Origin of the sequence: Halomonas sp. 3F2F (assembly GCF_014897805.1) — a bacterium.
In the GTDB taxonomy this organism is placed as follows: Bacteria; Pseudomonadota; Gammaproteobacteria; order Pseudomonadales; family Halomonadaceae; genus Vreelandella.
Window position 1 is genome coordinate 86,630 of sequence record NZ_JABUZE010000076.1, and the last position, 17,158, is coordinate 103,787.

At 52.7% G+C, this 17,158-nt stretch carries 17 protein-coding genes; 4 read left to right on the forward strand and 13 right to left on the reverse strand.

What is annotated here, in order from left to right; all coding sequences use genetic code 11:
* Window positions 1-3 precede the first annotated feature (3 nt).
* From INT21_RS09145 to INT21_RS09155, 3 genes are read right to left on the reverse strand one after another with little or no spacing between them, the layout of a single operon-like run.
* Window positions 4-804, reverse strand: a complete 801-nt coding sequence (locus INT21_RS09145; protein WP_095602368.1) for an ABC transporter permease — start codon at window positions 802-804, stop codon at window positions 4-6.
* Entirely contained in the window at window positions 801-1,781 is a 981-nt protein-coding gene (locus INT21_RS09150; RefSeq protein ID WP_253920191.1) for an ABC transporter permease, read from the reverse strand. The genes INT21_RS09145 and INT21_RS09150 overlap by 4 nt, the downstream gene beginning before the upstream one ends.
* Complete coding sequence (locus tag INT21_RS09155; RefSeq protein ID WP_193068102.1) at window positions 1,772-3,352, reverse strand: ABC transporter substrate-binding protein; 1,581 nt, start codon at window positions 3,350-3,352, stop codon at window positions 1,772-1,774. The genes INT21_RS09150 and INT21_RS09155 overlap by 10 nt, the downstream gene beginning before the upstream one ends.
* 106 nt (window positions 3,353-3,458) lie before the next feature.
* On the opposite strand from INT21_RS09155, the gene nikR reads away from it, so the two are divergent.
* Entirely contained in the window at window positions 3,459-3,860 is a 402-nt protein-coding gene (nikR, locus tag INT21_RS09160) for a nickel-responsive transcriptional regulator NikR (RefSeq protein WP_038482498.1), read from the forward strand.
* Window positions 3,861-3,923: 63 nt separating this feature from the next.
* Here nikR and INT21_RS09165 read toward each other — a convergent pair whose 3' ends face one another.
* Window positions 3,924-4,406, reverse strand: a complete 483-nt coding sequence (locus INT21_RS09165) for an FKBP-type peptidyl-prolyl cis-trans isomerase (protein ID WP_009722554.1) — start codon at window positions 4,404-4,406, stop codon at window positions 3,924-3,926.
* 179 nt (window positions 4,407-4,585) lie between these two features.
* Here INT21_RS09165 and INT21_RS09170 point away from each other — a divergent pair, with 179 nt between their 5' ends.
* A complete protein-coding gene (locus tag INT21_RS09170; protein ID WP_193061612.1) occupies window positions 4,586-4,867 on the forward strand; it encodes a hypothetical protein in 282 nt (93 codons plus the stop codon).
* A gap of 121 nt (window positions 4,868-4,988) precedes the next feature.
* Here INT21_RS09170 and INT21_RS09175 read toward each other — a convergent pair whose 3' ends face one another.
* From INT21_RS09175 to INT21_RS09215, 9 genes are all read right to left on the reverse strand, one after another.
* Window positions 4,989-5,456, reverse strand: a complete 468-nt coding sequence (locus tag INT21_RS09175) for a glycine zipper 2TM domain-containing protein (RefSeq protein WP_030070161.1) — start codon at window positions 5,454-5,456, stop codon at window positions 4,989-4,991.
* 275 nt (window positions 5,457-5,731) lie between these two features.
* The gene (locus INT21_RS09180) at window positions 5,732-7,330 is read right to left on the reverse strand and encodes an isocitrate lyase (protein ID WP_038482507.1); all 1,599 of its coding nucleotides are present in this window, start codon (window positions 7,328-7,330) and stop codon (window positions 5,732-5,734) included.
* Window positions 7,331-7,777: 447 nt separating this feature from the next.
* Window positions 7,778-8,200, reverse strand: a complete 423-nt coding sequence (locus INT21_RS09185; RefSeq protein ID WP_193061613.1) for a GNAT family N-acetyltransferase — start codon at window positions 8,198-8,200, stop codon at window positions 7,778-7,780.
* Window positions 8,201-8,206: 6 nt separating this feature from the next.
* Complete coding sequence (locus INT21_RS09190; RefSeq protein WP_193061614.1) at window positions 8,207-9,388, reverse strand: cupin domain-containing protein; 1,182 nt, start codon at window positions 9,386-9,388, stop codon at window positions 8,207-8,209.
* 55 nt (window positions 9,389-9,443) lie between these two features.
* Window positions 9,444-10,829, reverse strand: coding sequence for an adenylosuccinate lyase (gene purB, locus INT21_RS09195; protein WP_038482516.1), 1,386 nt, complete (start codon window positions 10,827-10,829; stop codon window positions 9,444-9,446).
* Window positions 10,830-10,922: 93 nt separating this feature from the next.
* A complete protein-coding gene (hflD, locus tag INT21_RS09200) occupies window positions 10,923-11,561 on the reverse strand; it encodes a high frequency lysogenization protein HflD (RefSeq protein ID WP_089038729.1) in 639 nt (212 codons plus the stop codon).
* Complete coding sequence (gene mnmA / locus INT21_RS09205) at window positions 11,558-12,700, reverse strand: tRNA 2-thiouridine(34) synthase MnmA (protein WP_193068101.1); 1,143 nt, start codon at window positions 12,698-12,700, stop codon at window positions 11,558-11,560. The genes hflD and mnmA overlap by 4 nt, the downstream gene beginning before the upstream one ends.
* Before the next feature lie 73 nt (window positions 12,701-12,773).
* Entirely contained in the window at window positions 12,774-13,223 is a 450-nt protein-coding gene (locus tag INT21_RS09210) for an NUDIX domain-containing protein (RefSeq protein ID WP_038482525.1), read from the reverse strand.
* Between the two features lie 8 nt (window positions 13,224-13,231).
* A complete protein-coding gene (locus INT21_RS09215) occupies window positions 13,232-13,834 on the reverse strand; it encodes a pseudouridine synthase (protein ID WP_193068100.1) in 603 nt (200 codons plus the stop codon).
* Between the two features lie 305 nt (window positions 13,835-14,139).
* Here INT21_RS09215 and INT21_RS09220 point away from each other — a divergent pair, with 305 nt between their 5' ends.
* Window positions 14,140-16,377 (forward strand): NADP-dependent isocitrate dehydrogenase, encoded by a 2,238-nt coding sequence (locus INT21_RS09220; RefSeq protein ID WP_193068099.1) that lies wholly within the window; start codon window positions 14,140-14,142, stop codon window positions 16,375-16,377.
* A gap of 310 nt (window positions 16,378-16,687) precedes the next feature.
* Complete coding sequence (gene clpS / locus INT21_RS09225; RefSeq protein WP_193068107.1) at window positions 16,688-17,032, forward strand: ATP-dependent Clp protease adapter ClpS; 345 nt, start codon at window positions 16,688-16,690, stop codon at window positions 17,030-17,032.
* Window positions 17,033-17,158 lie beyond the last annotated feature (126 nt).

A 17,158-nucleotide genomic window follows, 5' to 3' on the forward strand; every position in this document is an offset into this window, starting at 1 on the left:
CCGTTATAGAGCGCGACGCAATTGCACCGCTAAACGATCAATCGATAGCACCATCAGCAGTAACCCTAGGCCTGGGAATACCCCTAACCACCAAAAGCCCCCGGTTAAGTAGCGCATAGCATCGGCGAGTAATACCCCGATAGCGGGTTGGGTTGGGTCTAAACCTACGCCTAGGAAAGTCAGAGCGGCTTCATGCAGAATGGCGTGAGGAAACAACAACAGCGCGCCAACAATGCACTGGGGAATTAAATGGGGGAGTAAGTGGTGTACTAAAATAAAACGGCGGCTTTTTCCTAGTGCCTGGGAAATAGCGACATAGGGGGCATGGCGTAGGGAAAAGAGCTCCGCCCGCAGTATCCTGGCTAAACTTGGCCAGTGGGTAAGCGCCACGGCAATAATCACTGCCTGTGTACCACCACCTAAAGCAAAGGCTAACAGTAGTAGCAATATCAGATGCGGTACGCTTAGCAGTGTGTCAATCAGCAGGCTAACTAGCGCATCTAGCGTGGTTGAAAGTGTGGCTAGCGTCGCTAGTGTTAACGCAATGAGTGTGCCGAGTAGCGCAGCGCTTAGTCCTACCCAAAAGCTGAGCCTTAACCCAGCCAGTGTTCGCGACCATAGCTCGCGTCCCAAAGCGTCGGTGCCTAGCCAATGGCTGGTGCTCGGTGGCATAAGGCGCGCATCAAACTGCATTTGTGCCGCGCTATGACCTGCCCACCATGGGCTACTTATCAGCAAAACCAATACTATGAGTAGAAGGCCAATATAGCCAGCGGCGGCTAAGCGTGGTTGGATCATCCTCATGGCTGTTCCTGTGCCATGCGTGGGTCGATAAGTGGATACAGGCTATCTGCGATCAGATTGCCGACACTGACAAACAGCGCGGTAAACAGCGCTATCCCAAGCAGTAGCGGAACATCACTACGTAGTCCTGCTTCAACAGTGGCTTGTCCAAGGCCGGGGTAGGCAAATACCTGCTCGATTAATATTGAGCCGCCAAACAACTCTCCCAGCGAAGCAAAAGCGAGCGTTAGTGCCGGGAGACTGGCATGACGTAGGCCATGACGCCAGGCGATATCTGATCGGCTGGCTCCTTGGGCAAAAGCGTGAAGGGCGATGTCGGAGTTCATCAGCGCTATCATGCGTGCGCGGGTGTGAAGGGTGATGGTGGCGATGCCTAGCAGGGCCAGTGTCATCATTGGGAGTACTAAGTGGTGCAATCGAGTCAGCATGCTAACGTCTTGGTTGAGTACGCCCACCGGCCCGGCGCAGCAGGTCGGGGTCCAGCCGAGATAAACGGAGAACAGTAGTACAGCCAACATGCCAAGCCAAAAAGCAGGCGTTGAGGCGGTGACATAGGCGTAGCCACTAATCAGCCGGTCGAGTGGTGAGCCTTCTTTCGCACCGGCGATGACGCCCAGCGCAAAGCCAACAAGCAACGACATTAGCCAAGCGCTACCCAGCAAGATAAAAGAGCGTTGGAAACGCTGATTGATAACTTCGCTAACCGGTTGATTGTAGATATGACTCCAGCCTAACTCGCCACTTAGCAATTGGCTTAGCCAATGACCAAATTGAACGGCAGGCGAGGCATCAAAGCCCCACCTTTCAGCGATTAGGGCGCGCTGTTCGGGGCTTACCTGTGCCATTTGAGGGCCAAGATAGGCATCCACAGGGTCAATAGGCGAGAGCATGACTAACCCAAACGTCACTATAGCGACGCACAGCAATACCAATGCTAGCCGTACTAAGCGGCTTGCCAGTGTCTTAATCAATCGCACGTCCAGCGCCATTCAAGCAGGTTGGCGGTAATCGGCCAGCCGTGGCCGTGAGGCGCAATGCCTAATTCCCCAAGGTCAAGGCAGGTGTTGGCTGCATATACATGGGCTAGGTTAACCATCCATGCCCAGCTAGTATCGCCCCTAAAGCCATAGCCCGTATTGCCATCCCACTGGGCGGCTTGCCAGTGGCGGTTAGCTTCTTCTGCCCCTGCGGCCGCTTGAGCGGCTTCTAGGTGGCTATCCACCGTCGCGTTTGAGTAATAGCCACTGTTATAGAAGCCAAACCCCGCGTGCTGGCTATGAAACAGGTAGTACACCTCTTGTGGGCTGTGGCTGCCAAAGCCGAAGACGATGGCGTCTTGGTGCAGTGCTTCACGCTGTATTTCGTCCCAGTGGCGGCCTGTCGGCTGCATCTCAATGCCCAGTGGGCGTACCATCTCGGCGCTTACCTGGGCGAGCAGTTGGCGAGTGGTGTCGCTGGCAGGGTAGGTCAAGCGAAAACGGGCGGGCTGGCCGTTTTTATAGCGTAGCCCGTCGGCATGGCGCTCCCAGCCTGCTGCATCGAGTAGCGCATTGGCACGGTCACGGTTGGGCGCTGTAAAGGCTTCGTCATCCAGGCTCCAGGGTAGCCCATCGGCAGGGCCAAATGCGGGGCGTCCAAAACCATTAAGAGCGACGTCAACGAGAGTGTTTCGATCAAGGGCAAGATTAACCGCCCGGCGTATCGCACTATCGGCAGTAACATCGTTACCGATAGGCGCACCAGACGCGGCCTGCTCGCCCGTGGCAGGCTGCATAGGAAACAAAATACCTCGATTATCGACGCTTTCCATGACGATGCGCTGCATATCGCTTGGTAGGTTGGTGGCGAGTGCTGGTGGCACAGCGGCAAGGTCGAGCTGCCCAGCATGGGCCGCGCTTAACGTGGACTCTTCGCCAGTAAATACAAACACCAGTCGTTCAAAGGCCGGTGTGGGGCCATGGAAATAGGGGTTCCGCTCTACAATTAGTTGCTCGCCCTCTTGCCATTCGACTAGCCGATAAGGGCCTGAGCCCAGCGGTTGTCTACCGTAGCCTTCGCGATAACCATTTTCTCTGTTAGCGTCAGGAACGATACCAAGCGTCATTAACTGATCGATAAAGGTAATCCGCGGCGCGTTTAAAGACAGTTCCACGGTAGTGTTATCGATGGCGCTGGCGTTGTTCAGTGCGCTTAAATCGGCCCGGCCACCGGCTTGTTTTGCGGCATTAAAGGTGTAGGCAACATCCTTGGCAGTCAACGGTGTGCCGTCACTAAAGCGAGCGTCATCGCGCAGAGTGAGTATCCAGGTGAGTCGATCTTCTGACAGTGTCCATGCCGTTGCTAAGCCGGCTTCTGGTGTAAGGTCACGTCCGCGGGTTAGCAACGTCGATTGAAAAAGCGGACTACCGTACTGGCCCCAGCCAAGCAGTGGGTTGAATCCCTGCTCGGGCTCTCCGCCGATTGCCAACACCAATTGCTCTTTGCTGATGGCGGGGGAGCTAAACGCGACGCACGTAGCCGCCAGACCCAGTAAGATAGTACGACGCATGAGGCACCCCAGAAACCAACCGTATGATGTTTTTACAATAACATCATACTATAAGGGCTGGAAGTCACGGTGGCTCCGCGCTTGCGGCGTTAGTTTAGGAGAGAATATGCAACGGGTAACGGTAACGCTGGATGAGGAACTGCTGAGCGAGGTCGATGCATTGATGCATGCGCGCGGCTACCAAAACCGCTCAGAAGCGATACGCGATTTAACACGCAGTGGGTTAAAGCAGGCCAAAGAGGAGGTTGCGCCCGAAGCGCCGTGTATGGGCGCGCTTGTCTATGTGTACGATCATGCGGCGCGAGACTTATCGAAACGCTTAACCCGACACTCTCATGATCATCATGATCTAACGCTATCGACGCTTCATGTGCATATTAATCATGATAGCTGTCTGGAAGTGGCGTTATTAAAGGGGCAGGGTAGCGCGTTGAAGCAGTTTTCTGATGAAGTGACATCATCACGTAGCGTGCGCTATGGACAGTTGGTGATTATCCCTGAGGAGTAAAGCGGGGGAGCGCCCATTAAAAAGGGCGGCCCTAGGCCGCCCTATAAGCACGCGTTAAGCAACTTAGTGCTCTACGCCGCCTTCGCCGTGCACATGACCGTGCTCGACTTCTTCCTGGCTTGCTTCACGAACGGTTGCAATCTCAACATCGAAGTTAAGATGTTGGCCAGCCAGCGGGTGGTTGCCATCAACTACAACTGTGTCGCCTTCAACTTTCTTGACGGTAACCATCAGCGGGCCGCCTTGAGTCTGGGCTTGGAACTGCATGCCCGGCTCAATGCTTTCAACGCCTTGGAACGCATCGCGAGGTACTTCTTGCATCAGCTGTTCTTGAACTTCACCGTAGCCCTCTTCTGGGGTTACTTTTACGTTCAGCTTATCGCCTTCGGCACGGCCTTCGAGCTCTTTTTCCAGACCCGGAATAATGTTGCCAGCGCCGTGTAGATACGTCAGCGGCTCACGGCCTTCGGAACTGTCTAGCACTTCACCTGCATCATTGGTCAGGGTGTAGTGGAACGCGACAACCGAGTTTTGCGCAATTTGCATTTAATAACCTTTCGGTGAGTGCATGTCCCAACATGGTAACGCGTGAGAGCTTGCTTGTCAGGGGGTAAACAGGCTTTTTCCTCCTCCCACTCCTTTGGCGCTATTGCGCCACGGGGTAACCGGGGATACCCTACGACAACTTCTTTTCCCCCTTTAGACAACATTCACTGGAGCTGGTTATGACGATCTTCTTGATTTGGGTTATCGCCTTTGTGCTAATTGCCTACTTTGCGAACAAACGCTGGGATAGCAGTGTCAGTCAGGGGCTGGATAAAATGCTGCCTGAGGTATTAAAAACACATGGCGACAACCGCTATTTATGGGTGGCAGCATTAGCCGTGTTGGGTGCTACAACGTTGATTCGTCCAGTCGATATTCTTCTGGTCGTTATCCTGTTGACCATTATTGGTTTGGTAATCGCAAAGCTGGCAAGCTGGGCGAGCAATAAAGTAGCTCACTAACTTATGCCTTGTTAGCCATTAACGAAGGCGACAAAAATGCCCGACCAAGTAGGCTTGGTCGGGCATTTTTCTATTACGGCGCTACCTTGTTACTGGCTAGGAAGCGTTTGGTAAGACGAACTTAGTAAGGAGCTACGCTTAAGTTAGCGCCGCTACCGATCAGGCGAACACGCTGGCCTGCTTGATATTGACGGTCTGCGCTTTGAACCACGATCACATCTGTGCCGTCGTCGCGACGAATTTCCATTTCCAACGCATTAATGCGGTTAGCGCGGTCTTCTGCTGCGGTACCGGCAATTGCGCCACCTAATGCGCCTGCAACGGTTGCTAGTTGACGACCAGAGCCACCACCAACTTGACTACCCAGCAGGCCGCCGATGACAGCACCGCCACCGCCGCCCAACAGGTTGCCTGTACGGCTGTCTGCCTGGATTTGTACAGGACGGACCGCCACGATGGTGCCATAGGTCACGCTTTGGCCTGTTTGCGCTTGATTGCCACGGTATACATCACCTGAATAAGGCGCAGTGTTGGCACAACCTGCCAGCGTGAGAATGCTCAATGCTGCAATAGGTAGTAAACGTTTCATTCAAACCTCCAGTGTGTCTTGACCCGCATGGCTGCTAAGCCGCAACGGGGGTAATACGTAAGCTAGTTATAGAACAGCGTTCGCCAAAGATAACCTAAGCGACTAGTTTTGACTAGCCATCAACAGGAAAGATCATGGATTAAAGTGTAGACAAGTATTAAGAAAGCAATGTGTAAAAGTGACTACGATGCTTGATCAGGAGAGGGATGTTGTAAGGCTAGCTTATAAAAAAACAGGGAGCCTAAGCCCCCTGTTGTGTCGTGCTAATTAAATGATTAGCCGAACTGGTTCATGGTGTTGTCTTTACCACCGGCTTTAAGTGCCGCGTCGCCGTGGAAAAACTCTTTATGGTCGTCGCCAATATTAGAGCCAGCCATGTCCTGGTGTCTTACGGTAGCGATGCCTTGACGAATCTCCTGACGCTGTACCCCTGCGACGTAGGCCAGCATGCCTTCATCACCGAAGTAGCCTTTAGCCAGGTTGTCAGTCGATAGTGCCGCTGTGTGGTAAGTTGGCAGCGTGATCAGGTGGTGGAAAATACCGGCTTCACGAGCGCCATCGCGTTGGAAGTTACGTGTCCACTCATCCGCTAGCTGACCAAGTTCAGTGTTGTCGTATTCAACACCCATTAGCTTGTCACGCTGGTAAGCGGAAACATCTTTGCCTTCTTTTTCCCAGGCATCAAATACTTGCTGGCGGAAGTTCAGCGTCCAGTTAAATGACGGTGAGTTGTTGTAAACCAGCTTGGCATCGGGCACGACGGCGCGGATGCGGTTAACCATGCTGGCAATTTGGCCGACGTGTGGCTTCTCGGTCTCAATCCACAGCAGGTCAGCACCGTTTTGCAGGCTGGTGATACAGTCAAGCACAACGCGGTCTTCGCCAGTGCCCGGTTTGAACTGGTAGAGACCTGACGCTAAACGCTTCGGCTTAACCAGCTTACCGTTTTGTTTGATAACCACGTCACCATTATTGATGTCGCCAGCATTTTCGATGACATCGCCATCTAAGAAGCTGTTGTACTGGTCGCCTAGATCGCCAGGTTCGTTAGTCACTGCGATTTTCTGGGTTAAGCCTGCGCCTAGCGAGTCAGTACGCGCCACGATAACGCCATCTTCGATGCCGAGCTCAAGGAAGGCATAACGCACTGCATTGATTTTTGCCAGGAAGTCTTCGTGGGGAACGGTGACTTTACCATCCTGGTGACCACACTGCTTCTCATCGGAAACTTGGTTTTCAAGCTGGATACAGCAAGCGCCCGCTTGGATGAATTTCTTGGCCAGCAGGTAAGTCGCTTCAGCGTTACCAAAACCGGCATCGATATCAGCAATGATCGGTACGATATGTGTCTCGTAGTTATCGATTTTGCTGATCAGTTCTTGCTCTTGAGCGCTGTCGCCTGCTTCTTTGGCCTCATCCAGGGCGCGGAACAGGTGGTTAAGCTCCCAAGCATCTGCCTGCTTCAGGAAGGTGTACAGCTCTTCGATCAGATCAGCGACGGATGTTTTTTCATGCATGGACTGATCGGGCAGCGGGCCGAACTCGGAGCGTAAGGCGGCTACCATCCAGCCTGACAGGTAGAGGTAACTGCGCTTAGTCGTGCCAAAGTGCTTTTTAATGGAAATCAGTTTTTGTTGACCAATAAAACCGTGCCAGCACCCCAGAGACTGCGTGTACTTAGACGTGTCGGCGTCGTAGGCCGCCATATCGTCACGCATAATTTTTGCAGTGTAGCGTGCAATATCCAAACCGGTATGAAAACGGTTCTGAGCACGCATGCGTGCAGCGTATTCAGGTTTGATCGCTTCCCATTTGCCGCCTTGAGCTTCGCGCAGTTGGGCCATTGCTTTGATATCGTCGAGCAGTCCTGACATAAGCTGTTTCCTCCGGGGTCATGATAGCTATTTCGCAAGTTAGCTTATTCTTATGCTGCACCTGCGAAGATGTGTTCAGCATTATCGAAATTTAACGCGCTGTCTCTACGCCAATTGTCTCTGAGCAAAACGTCTCTTAGTCAAACGTCGCATCGGAGAGTGATCATTGTGGAGACGCTTATTTAAACGTCGGTTACAGCGTTTCCTGTTTGGCTAACTTCGATGTTGCGCCATAACGCTGCGGTGCAATAACTATCAACGAGAACGGCAGGTTCAACAATTGTCACTTGGGGGCAGAAGGGGTTGTAGTTCAACTACAGGAGCGTGCTGAAACGCTCTGTTTGTGTAGTCGTTTTTCGTCAGGTGGGCTGAAAATGGAGCAAAAAAAGCGCCACATAGCAGTGGCGCTCTCATTGATTGATCACAATCGTAGTCAAAAAAAAGCGACTACAGCGTTAGTAGCATTTCCCGGTGAGGTATTCCGGCATCCATAAAAGTGCCACCATGCGCCACAAATCCCAAGCGTTGGTAAAAGGCGAGGGCGTGCAATTGAGCGCTCAGCGCTACATGGGTATGGCCTGCTTCTCGAGCAGCCTGAATGGCTGCTTCCATGAGTTGATAGCCAATGCCAGCGCCACGCGCGCTATCGAGTACCGCGACGCGCCCAATATGGCCGTCGGGCAGCAGTCGCGCAGTCCCCACTGGCTGATCCTCAAGATAGGCAATGAAGTGGCTGCACTCCTCGTCACGGCCATCCCACTCCTCCTCTTGAGGCACGCTCTGCTCTTCGATAAACACCACGCGGCGGATCTCGGAAGCTATATCCTTTAGCGTACTCCAATCACCGTTAATAATGGTTGTCGTCGACACCGCTAGCTACTCCTCATCATCCTCTTCGCCCATAAAGCCTAGGCTTCCGGTGTTTACTAACTGTGTTATCAGCGCTGCTGCCCCATCAATGGCAAGTACGTCTTCATACATAGGCGATGGGTCTGCAAGCCGCTTGGCTAACTCGGTTGAGCATGAGTGTCCGTCGCCGTCGACAAAGAGCGTGGTGCCGTTGGCATCGCTTCGCCAAGCAACGCGGGAACCCGGCATATGAAACAGTGGTTCACCGTGTTGTAGTTGCGCAACAAGGTCAGCTTCCGTCATTGGCACTTCAAGGGGCGCTACTTGGTCAATGTATTTTGGTTGTGTCATGACGCGACCAAACCACTGGGCTATTTGCTCAGGATTGTCCAAGGTGGAGAGTACGAACTGGCGCATACGTTCAACGGCCGCATCATCTAGTTCACCCACTTGGCTTGCAGGAGACATGCCTGCATCGCTATAGCGGTGGGAGTCAGAGAGCTGCTCTCCTAGATAGTCAGCGTAGGATGTGATGGCTTCATCCGCTGAGGGTGCCCTAAACCCTACCGAAACAGTCATGCAGTCGTCGGTTTGACTAACGCCGTGGTGCGCCCAACCAGGGGGGAGATACAGCATATCGCCCGGTGATAACGTCCAGTCAGAGTCGGCTTCAATCTCAAAGGTTTCAAGAATACGTAGATCGATACCTTGGATAATGGGCGCGTTGTCTGGCTGCTTACCGCCTAGTTGCCAACGCCGGTGGCCGCTAGCCTGTAACAGGAAAACATCGTATTGGTCGATATGTGGGCCGACGCTACCACCGGGCGGCGCATAGCTGACCATGATGTCGTCTAACCGCCAACGGGGAAGGAAATCAAATTCATCCATTAGTGCAGCGATAGACGGTACATAGTGATCGACGGCTTGAACCAGGAGGCTCCAGTTGCCTTCCGGCAAGCGCTCAAAGGTTGCGTCGTCAAACGGGCCGTGGGAAACCTGCCAGGGACCATCAGGCCCATTTTCTTCTACAAGACGCGCTTCTACACCGGGCTCGCAGGCAAGCCCGGCTAGCTCATCGGGGTCGATGGGGCTAATAAAGTCGGGGATAGCGCCACGAATCAGCAGCGGCTTCTGCTGCCAGTAATTGGCCAAGAAGTCTTCGGGCGTTAAATCGCCCAGCAATGTGAGTGGCTTATCGTGTTGGCTCATGGCGTTCTCCTAGTTCAAATGAGCGCTGCGCCTTACTAAGGGCGCAGTGCGTCGTTTAGAGTGCAGCAAGCCGCTGGTTAAGTGCTTCGGCTTGAGCCTTCGCATTACCAATATAGCTGGCAGGAGAGAGGGCTTTTAGCTCATTTTTAACCGACTCGGGTAGCTCTAGCGTATCAATAAAAGCGGCAAAGCCTGCTTGGTCAATACGTTTGCCGCGGGTTAATTCTTTAAGCTTTTCGTAGGGCTTTTCGATGCCATAGCGACGCATGACCGTTTGAATTGGCTCAGCCAGTACTTCCCAGCTGTTATCCAGGTCTTCAGCTAGGCGCTCAGGATTTGCTTCAAGCTTGCTGATACCCTTGAGGCTAGCGTGATAGCCAATCAGGCCGTAAGCCAAGCCAACGCCTAAGTTGCGCAACACAGTGGAATCCGTCAGGTCGCGCTGCCAGCGTGAAATCGGTAGTTTCTGGGCCAAGTGATTAAGCACGGCATTGGCCAGCCCAAGGTTGCCTTCGGAGTTTTCAAAGTCAATTGGGTTAACTTTATGCGGCATGGTCGATGAGCCAATTTCGCCTTCGACGGTGCGCTGCTTAAAGTAGCCCAGCGAAATATAGCCCCATACGTCGCGATCAAAGTCGATCAAAATAGTGTTGAAACGGCAAACTGCATCGAAAAGCTCGGCAATGTAGTCGTGGGGCTCAATCTGTGTGGTATAGGGGTTGAAGCTTAGTCCTAAGCCTTCCACAAAGGTGCGTGCGTTGGCTTCCCAGTCAATGTCTGGGTAGGTTGTCAGGTGGGCATTGTAGTTACCTACAGCACCGTTAATTTTACCCAGAATCTCAACGCGTTCGATTTGTTTGAGCTGGCGCTTAAGCCGATAGGCGACGTTGGCCATTTCCTTGCCTAGCGTTGTGGGGCTGGCGGTTTGTCCATGGGTGCGCGAAAGCATCGGTTGAGCCGCATGCGCAATGGCCAGTTTGGCAATCTCATCAGCGACTTCATGCAGGGTAGGTAGAGTGGCTTTTAGCCCATCTGCCAGCATAACGCCGTAGGAAAGGTTGTTGATGTCTTCGCTGGTGCAAGCGAAGTGAATAAATTCAGTGACCGCGTTGAGCTCGGGTTGCCCCGCAATCTTCTCTTTTAAGAAATACTCAACCGCTTTGACATCGTGGTTGGTGGTGCGCTCTATTTCTTTAATGCGTTCGGCATCTTCGACAGAAAAGTCACGAATCAGCTGCTCAAGAAAAGCCGTCGCTTCCACTGACAGCGGCGGTACTTCGACAATTTGGCTGTGGTCAGCAAGGCGCTGCAGCCAGCGCACTTCCACAATCACGCGCGCACGGATAAGACCGAATTCGCTGAAGTGCTCCCGTAGTGCGGCGGCTTTTGCGCCGTAGCGTCCGTCAACGGGGGAGAGGGCGGTCAAAGCAGAGAGTTGCATGGCTTGGTTTCCAAGGTGGTCTGAAGTCAATGGTTCGAACAGCAATATGTCGAAAAGAAATCGCTCGAAGTGCCTAGATGATCTTTGGGCGCGTTAGCCAAGGCTATCAAGCGCGCGCCTCAACGCTTTACGCTGGAAGACAAGCTTCCAGCGACGGCCGCCTTGTTGGTGCCATAGCAGCGCAAAACGTATGCCCGCCATCAAACAGGCGCGCACCCGCTCGGGCATCATGCGAGTCTGCAGTAAAGAGGGGTCGCCCTGAACCACGATGCGGGTTTTGAACGTCGAAATGGTTTCTTGGTAGGCGTCGCCCAGGCTTGCAATCACATTTTCATGAGTGCTGCCGAAGTGCTCTGCCTGCCCCTGTACGTGGGACAGCTTTTGACCAAGTAAATCCATCATATGGCGGTCAGTGCGCAGTTTATTCATTAACAGTAGCAGCGAAAAACCGTAGCGGAGAACCACAGGATTGGCTTGTTTGCGGCCAACAAGGGCTTCGAGTGTTTCTAATCCGCGGCGTAAATTATTGGGGTGCCCGCCATAAATAGCTTCAAAGCTTGCCGGGTTGGTGTCCACGGTTGCATTGATAAGTGTTTCCCAAGCGCGTGGATCTACTTGTCCAGTACGCGCGAGTTCGTCTACCAAGCTAGCGGATTGAAAAACGCCAGCCAGCGCCAGTGCTTGGCGAGCGGCTTGAGACTCCGGCGCGCGATGAATAGGGGTAGCGCTCATGCAGCGGTCTCCGTGGTATTCCAAGTGGCGCGAATAACGCCGCCGCCTAAGCAAATTTCACCATCATAAAGTACCAATGACTGGCCCGGTGTGACTGCCCACTGAGGATCATCAAACACCACCTCAACAGTGCCGTCGGGCAGCGCATGGATTGCACATGGGCAATCACTTTGACGATAGCGGGTTTTGGCGGTGTAACGGCCTTGTGCGGCAGGCGGTTCACCTGCTACCCAATCCATGGCTTCAGTGGCCAACGCATTGGTGAACAGTAGGTGGTGATGCTTGCCTTGGACGACAATCAATACATTACGCTCAAGGTCTTTGGCCGCTACGTACCATGGGTCTTCCGAATAGTTGGCGAGACCACCAATGCCTAACCCTTGGCGCTGCCCCAGGGTGTAGTACATCAGTCCCATATGCTTGCCAATGACATCGCATTCGGGCGTTTCAATATTGCCGGGTTGTGCGGGCAGGTATTGCTGCAAAAAGTCGCGGAAACGGCGCTCGCCGATAAAGCAAATACCAGTAGAGTCTTTTTTCTTGGCGGTAATAAGATCGTGCTGTTCAGCCAAGGCTCTAACGACAGGTTTTTCAAGCTCACCAACCGGAAACAGGGTGCGCGCAATCGCTGCTTCAGGCACCGCATGCAGGAAATAGCTTTGATCTTTATTGCTATCCACACCTTTTAACAGGCGCGGGCGTCCTCCGCGAACCCCTTGTCGAACATAATGCCCGGTTGCGATTTTATCGGCGCCTAGCATTTCAGCGTAGTCTAGAAAGACCTTAAACTTGATCTCTCGGTTGCACAGGATATCGGGATTGGGCGTTCTGCCCGCTTTATATTCGGCTAAAAAATGCTCGAAGACGTTATCCCAATACTCGGATGCGAAATTGGCCGTATGCAATTTGATGCCCAGCTTCTCACACACAGCCTCTGCATCGGCAAGATCTTCTTTTGCAGTGCAGTATTCGGTGCCGTCGTCTTCATCCCAATTCTTCATAAACAGGCCCTCAACCTCATACCCTTGTTGGAGCAGAAGGAGAGCAGAAACCGATGAATCAACGCCGCCCGACATGCCAACAATTACTTTTTGGGCCTCGGGCGCTTCAGGAATAGACGTGCCATGGGTGGATGTCATTGGCATCCTCAGTTGAAGTGGTGTGCAATTGGATGCTGATTATACACGATGGAGGCTTGGTGCTTCGAGTGCTTCACTCATGAATCACGGTCAGGGGATAACATTGGCCGTTAATGGCGTTTTCGATCCGTTTAAGCACCAGGGGGCTGCGCAGCCGACCGGCATTGCCGAGGGCTTTGATGTCATTCAATGTGAGCCAGTGAGTGGCGGTGATGTCGCTATCAATGGGGGACGAGAGCATGACGTCTGGTGTGGCTATAAAACCATGGCTATGAAAGGTAAGGCCTTCGGGCGTGTGGAAGATATAAAGACCTAAGTAGTCGGTTAGCGTCACCTGCCAAGCAGTTTCTTCTTGCACTTCACGCAAGATAGCTGCCATCGGGCCTTCGCCTGGCTCTACATGTCCAGCCGGTTGGTTAAACACGGTTTGCCTACCGCCGCGGGCTTCTTCCACCATCAAAAAGTGGTCATTGCGCTGAATCACGCAGGCAACGGTACTTCTGATGATGGCATTTTTTATCATCTCACTGCTCATTTGGAGTGCCTGTGCCGAGGTGCACCGCTGCGCTTTGGCGCTTTAGTGGGGCGTGGAGCGTGTAGTGTTTGTTTGCGCCACTCGCCTGGGGCCAAGTCGCCAAGTTGCCATGTGCCAATCGCTGCGCGTATCAATCTCAACGTAGGAAACCCTACATGGGCGGTCATGCGCCGTACTTGGCGGTTGCGGCCTTCGCTGATTGTTAACTCTAACCAACTGGTGGTGGGGTGGCGCTTAGGGTCAATCCTTGGGTCGCGTAGTGCAATGGCAGGTGGCTCAATGCGCCGGGCTTTTGCTGGCTGGGTTGGGCCATCTTTTAAGGTGACACCGTTTTTCAGAGCACTAATTGCCTCATCATTAATCTGCCCTTCGAGCTGCACCCAGTAAGTTTTGGGCTGCTTGTGACGTGGGTGGGCGATACGGTGAATGAGGCTGCCGTCATCACTTAATAACAGCAGACCCTCAGAGTCATAATCAAGCCGCCCTGCGGCGTAGACGCCAGGCACATCTATAACATCGGCTAATGTGGCGCGGCCTTGTTTGTCGGTAAACTGAGAGAGCATACGATAGGGTTTATGCAGTAAATATAAAGTGCTCATAATCTCTTTAGAAGGGTGCCCTTGATTTGTCGACAATCTCTCATGCGATTAAAATGCAGCGCTGGTATACTTTGAGGCTAATCTGTCAAAGGCAGTTCTTGAAAAGCCGCCTTTGAATCGCGTTTATGTCGTGCTGGAGTTGTCGTAATTTCCACTGAAATAACCACCGTAAAAACCACCGATTGATAACCGGGAAAGCCAAATTAAATGGCCCCGCCTGCTTCGCGGCATGGTCTCTCGTTGAAGAAGTCGCGTCGCTCAGGATCTCTATAATCACAGCGATAGAAAAAAGAGGTTAACGCAAAATGTCTAAAACGCCGAAGATCATTTACACGCTCACCGACGAAGCGCCTGCGCTCGCGACATACTCTTTGCTACCGATTATTGACGCTTTCACCGACGCTGCGGGTATCGAGGTGGAAACCCGGGATATTTCCCTGGCGGCTCGCGTTCTCTCTTTATTTCCCGACTACTTGACTGAAGAGCAGCGTATCGAAGACCACCTGGCCGAATTAGGTGCGCTGGCCAAGGTTCCTGAAGCCAATATCATCAAATTACCGAATATCAGTGCTTCTATGCCGCAGCTACGGGCGGTGATCAAAGAGCTGCAAGAACAAGGTTACAAGCTGCCCGAGTATCCGGATGACCCAAGCAGCGATGAAGAGAAAGATATCAAAGCGCGCTATGACAAAGTGAAAGGCAGCGCAGTTAACCCCGTATTGCGTGAAGGTAACTCTGATCGCCGCGCACCGAAGGCCGTGAAAGAGTATGCCCGCAAGTACCCGCATTCTATGGGGGAGTGGAGCCAGGCGTCGCGTACCCATGTTTCGCACATGCATAGTGGCGACTTCTACCATGGCGAGAAGTCGATGACCCTGGATCGCGCTCGCAACGTCAAGATGGAGCTGATCACCGCCAGCGGTGAAACCAAGGTGCTCAAGCCTCGGGTCGAGCTGCTGGAAGGCGAAATCATCGACAGCATGTTTATGAGCAAGAAAGCGCTGCTGGAGTTTTACGAGCGTGAAATCGAGGATGCGCGTAAGACCGGTGTGATGTTCTCATTACACGTAAAAGCGACAATGATGAAAGTCTCGCACCCCATCGTGTTCGGGCACTGCGTCAAAATTTTCTACAAGGACGCCTTTGAGAAGCACGGTGAGCTCTTCAAAGAGCTGGGGGTCGATGTTAACAACGGCATCGCTAATCTCTACGATAAAATTGCGACCTTGCCAGAATCTCAGCGTGATGAAGTCATTAGTGACCTGCATGCGTGCCATGACAAGCGCCCAGAACTGGCAATGGTTGATTCGGCTCGCGGCATCACCAACTTCCACTCACCCAGCGATGTGATTGTCGATGCTTCGATGCCTGCAATGATTCGCGCTGGCGGTAAGATGTACGGCGCTGATGGTCGTCTCAAGGACGTCAAAGCCGTCATGCCTGAGTCAACGTTCGCGCGTATCTATCAGGAAATGATCAACTTCTGTAAATGGCACGGCGCGTTTGATCCGGCCACAATGGGTACCGTGCCCAATGTTGGTTTGATGGCGCAAAAAGCCGAAGAGTACGGCTCACATGATAAGACCTTCGAAGTGCCGGCAGATGGTGTTGCCAACATCACTGACCTGGACACGGGTGAAGTACTGCTGTCACAGACTGTGGAGCAGGGCGATATCTGGCGTATGTGTCAGGTCAAAGACGCGCCGATTCGCGACTGGGTGAAGTTGGCGGTTGAGCGCTGCCGTGATTCTGGTATGCCGACGGTGTTCTGGCTTGATCCTTACCGTCCGCACGAGAATGAGCTAATCAAAAAGGTCAAAACGTACCTCAAAGATCACGATACTGATGGCCTCGAAATTCATATCATGTCTCAGGTTCGGGCGATGCGTTACACCCTTGAGCGCGTGATTCGTGGTCTCGATACGATCTCGGTGACGGGCAACATTCTCCGCGATTACCTGACAGACCTATTCCCGATTCTTGAATTGGGCACTAGTGCCAAAATGCTTTCTATCGTGCCGTTGATGGATGGCGGCGGCCTGTTTGAAACGGGGGCCGGTGGTTCCGCACCTAAGCACGTTCAACAGCTGCTTGAAGAGAACCACTTACGTTGGGACAGCCTTGGCGAGTTCCTGGCACTGGTTGCTTCTTTGGAACACCTTGCCAAACGTTTTGGCAATGACCGTGCTAAGTTGCTGGCGAAAGCGTTGGATGAAGCTAACGGCAAGTTCCTTGAGAGCAATAAATCACCTTCGCGCAAAGTGGGTGAGCTTGATAACCGAGGAAGCCACTTCTATCTAGCGCTCTATTGGGCAGAAGCATTGGCAGCTCAGGATGAAGACGCTGAACTAAAAACACGCTTTGCCCGTTTGGTAGAAACGCTGAAAGCCAATGAAGCTACGATCATTGACGAACTGAATGGCGTGCAAGGCCAGCCTGTTGACCTTAAAGGCTATTACCACCCGAATGGGGAAGTAGCTAGTCAAGTCATGCGCCCGAGTAAGACGCTCAACGAAGCCCTTGCGATGGTCGCAAACGGTTAAGGCTTAGATCACCAGCAGTCTGCGCTGCCGCTGGGCAATACGCATGAAAACGCTGTGATATCCCTCGCCCGCTTTGGTGGGCGAGGGTTTTTTGTCTTATTTAGTATGCTAATTTTTGTATTTTCCATGAACCCTTGCTGGTAACGGGCGTCTTACTTTGGAGAGCAAAATCAGAGTGATCAAATCTAGCGCAGTTAATGTTAGTGCATTTCAAGCTAGGATGGATGATTCAAGCGCCGTAAGACACCACTTGCCAGCTAAGAGACGATAACCCTTGCTGCTTATGCCTACTACAGACAGCCTATGCGTCATGGCTATCCTGCACGCAGGAATGACTCGGCCAGATGCGCCTGAATATGATGATGACCTAGCCGTTCAGTCGGCTGAGCCAGAGCTTGCTCGGCCGCCGTTGTACAAAGTGATACTTCACAATGATGATTTCACACCGATGGAGTTCGTTGTTGAGGTATTACAGGAATTTTTTAATATGGATAGTGAGCAAGCGGTCCAGGTCATGCTTGCGGTGCATACCCAAGGTAAAGCGACGTGCGGTATCTTTACGCGGGATATTGCAGAAACGAAAAGTTACCAAGTCAATGAATATGCCCGCGAATGCGAGCATCCTTTAATGTGTGATATCGAAGCTGCTGACTGAAAGCGTTGAAAAAAATTAGCGATGGGCCTTGCAAGTGCGCCATTTGTACCCGATGTTGAAAGTGCCGGTCGATTAAACTGATCCGACGCAAGCCCTAGGTGGCGACACGCCCTAGGTAGTAGCGAA

Excerpts from the sequence above, each read along its gene's own strand:
- INT21_RS09210 (WP_038482525.1), bottom strand. The coding sequence starts at position 13,223 with ATGATAAAAAATGCCATCATCAGAAGTACCGTTGCCTGCGTGATTCAG.
- INT21_RS09170 (WP_193061612.1), top strand. The coding sequence starts at position 4,586 with ATGACGATCTTCTTGATTTGGGTTATCGCCTTTGTGCTAATTGCCTAC.
- mnmA (WP_193068101.1), bottom strand. The coding sequence starts at position 12,700 with ATGACATCCACCCATGGCACGTCTATTCCTGAAGCGCCCGAGGCCCAA.
- hflD (WP_089038729.1), bottom strand. The coding sequence starts at position 11,561 with ATGAGCGCTACCCCTATTCATCGCGCGCCGGAGTCTCAAGCCGCTCGC.
- nikR (WP_038482498.1), top strand. The coding sequence starts at position 3,459 with ATGCAACGGGTAACGGTAACGCTGGATGAGGAACTGCTGAGCGAGGTC.
- INT21_RS09155 (WP_193068102.1), bottom strand. The coding sequence starts at position 3,352 with ATGCGTCGTACTATCTTACTGGGTCTGGCGGCTACGTGCGTCGCGTTT.
- INT21_RS09215 (WP_193068100.1), bottom strand. The coding sequence starts at position 13,834 with ATGAGCACTTTATATTTACTGCATAAACCCTATCGTATGCTCTCTCAG.
- purB (WP_038482516.1), bottom strand. The coding sequence starts at position 10,829 with ATGCAACTCTCTGCTTTGACCGCCCTCTCCCCCGTTGACGGACGCTAC.
- INT21_RS09190 (WP_193061614.1), bottom strand. The coding sequence starts at position 9,388 with ATGAGCCAACACGATAAGCCACTCACATTGCTGGGCGATTTAACGCCC.
- INT21_RS09175 (WP_030070161.1), bottom strand. The coding sequence starts at position 5,456 with ATGAAACGTTTACTACCTATTGCAGCATTGAGCATTCTCACGCTGGCA.
- INT21_RS09165 (WP_009722554.1), bottom strand. The coding sequence starts at position 4,406 with ATGCAAATTGCGCAAAACTCGGTTGTCGCGTTCCACTACACCCTGACC.
- INT21_RS09220 (WP_193068099.1), top strand. The coding sequence starts at position 14,140 with ATGTCTAAAACGCCGAAGATCATTTACACGCTCACCGACGAAGCGCCT.
- clpS (WP_193068107.1), top strand. The coding sequence starts at position 16,688 with ATGGCTATCCTGCACGCAGGAATGACTCGGCCAGATGCGCCTGAATAT.
- INT21_RS09145 (WP_095602368.1), bottom strand. The coding sequence starts at position 804 with ATGAGGATGATCCAACCACGCTTAGCCGCCGCTGGCTATATTGGCCTT.
- INT21_RS09180 (WP_038482507.1), bottom strand. The coding sequence starts at position 7,330 with ATGTCAGGACTGCTCGACGATATCAAAGCAATGGCCCAACTGCGCGAA.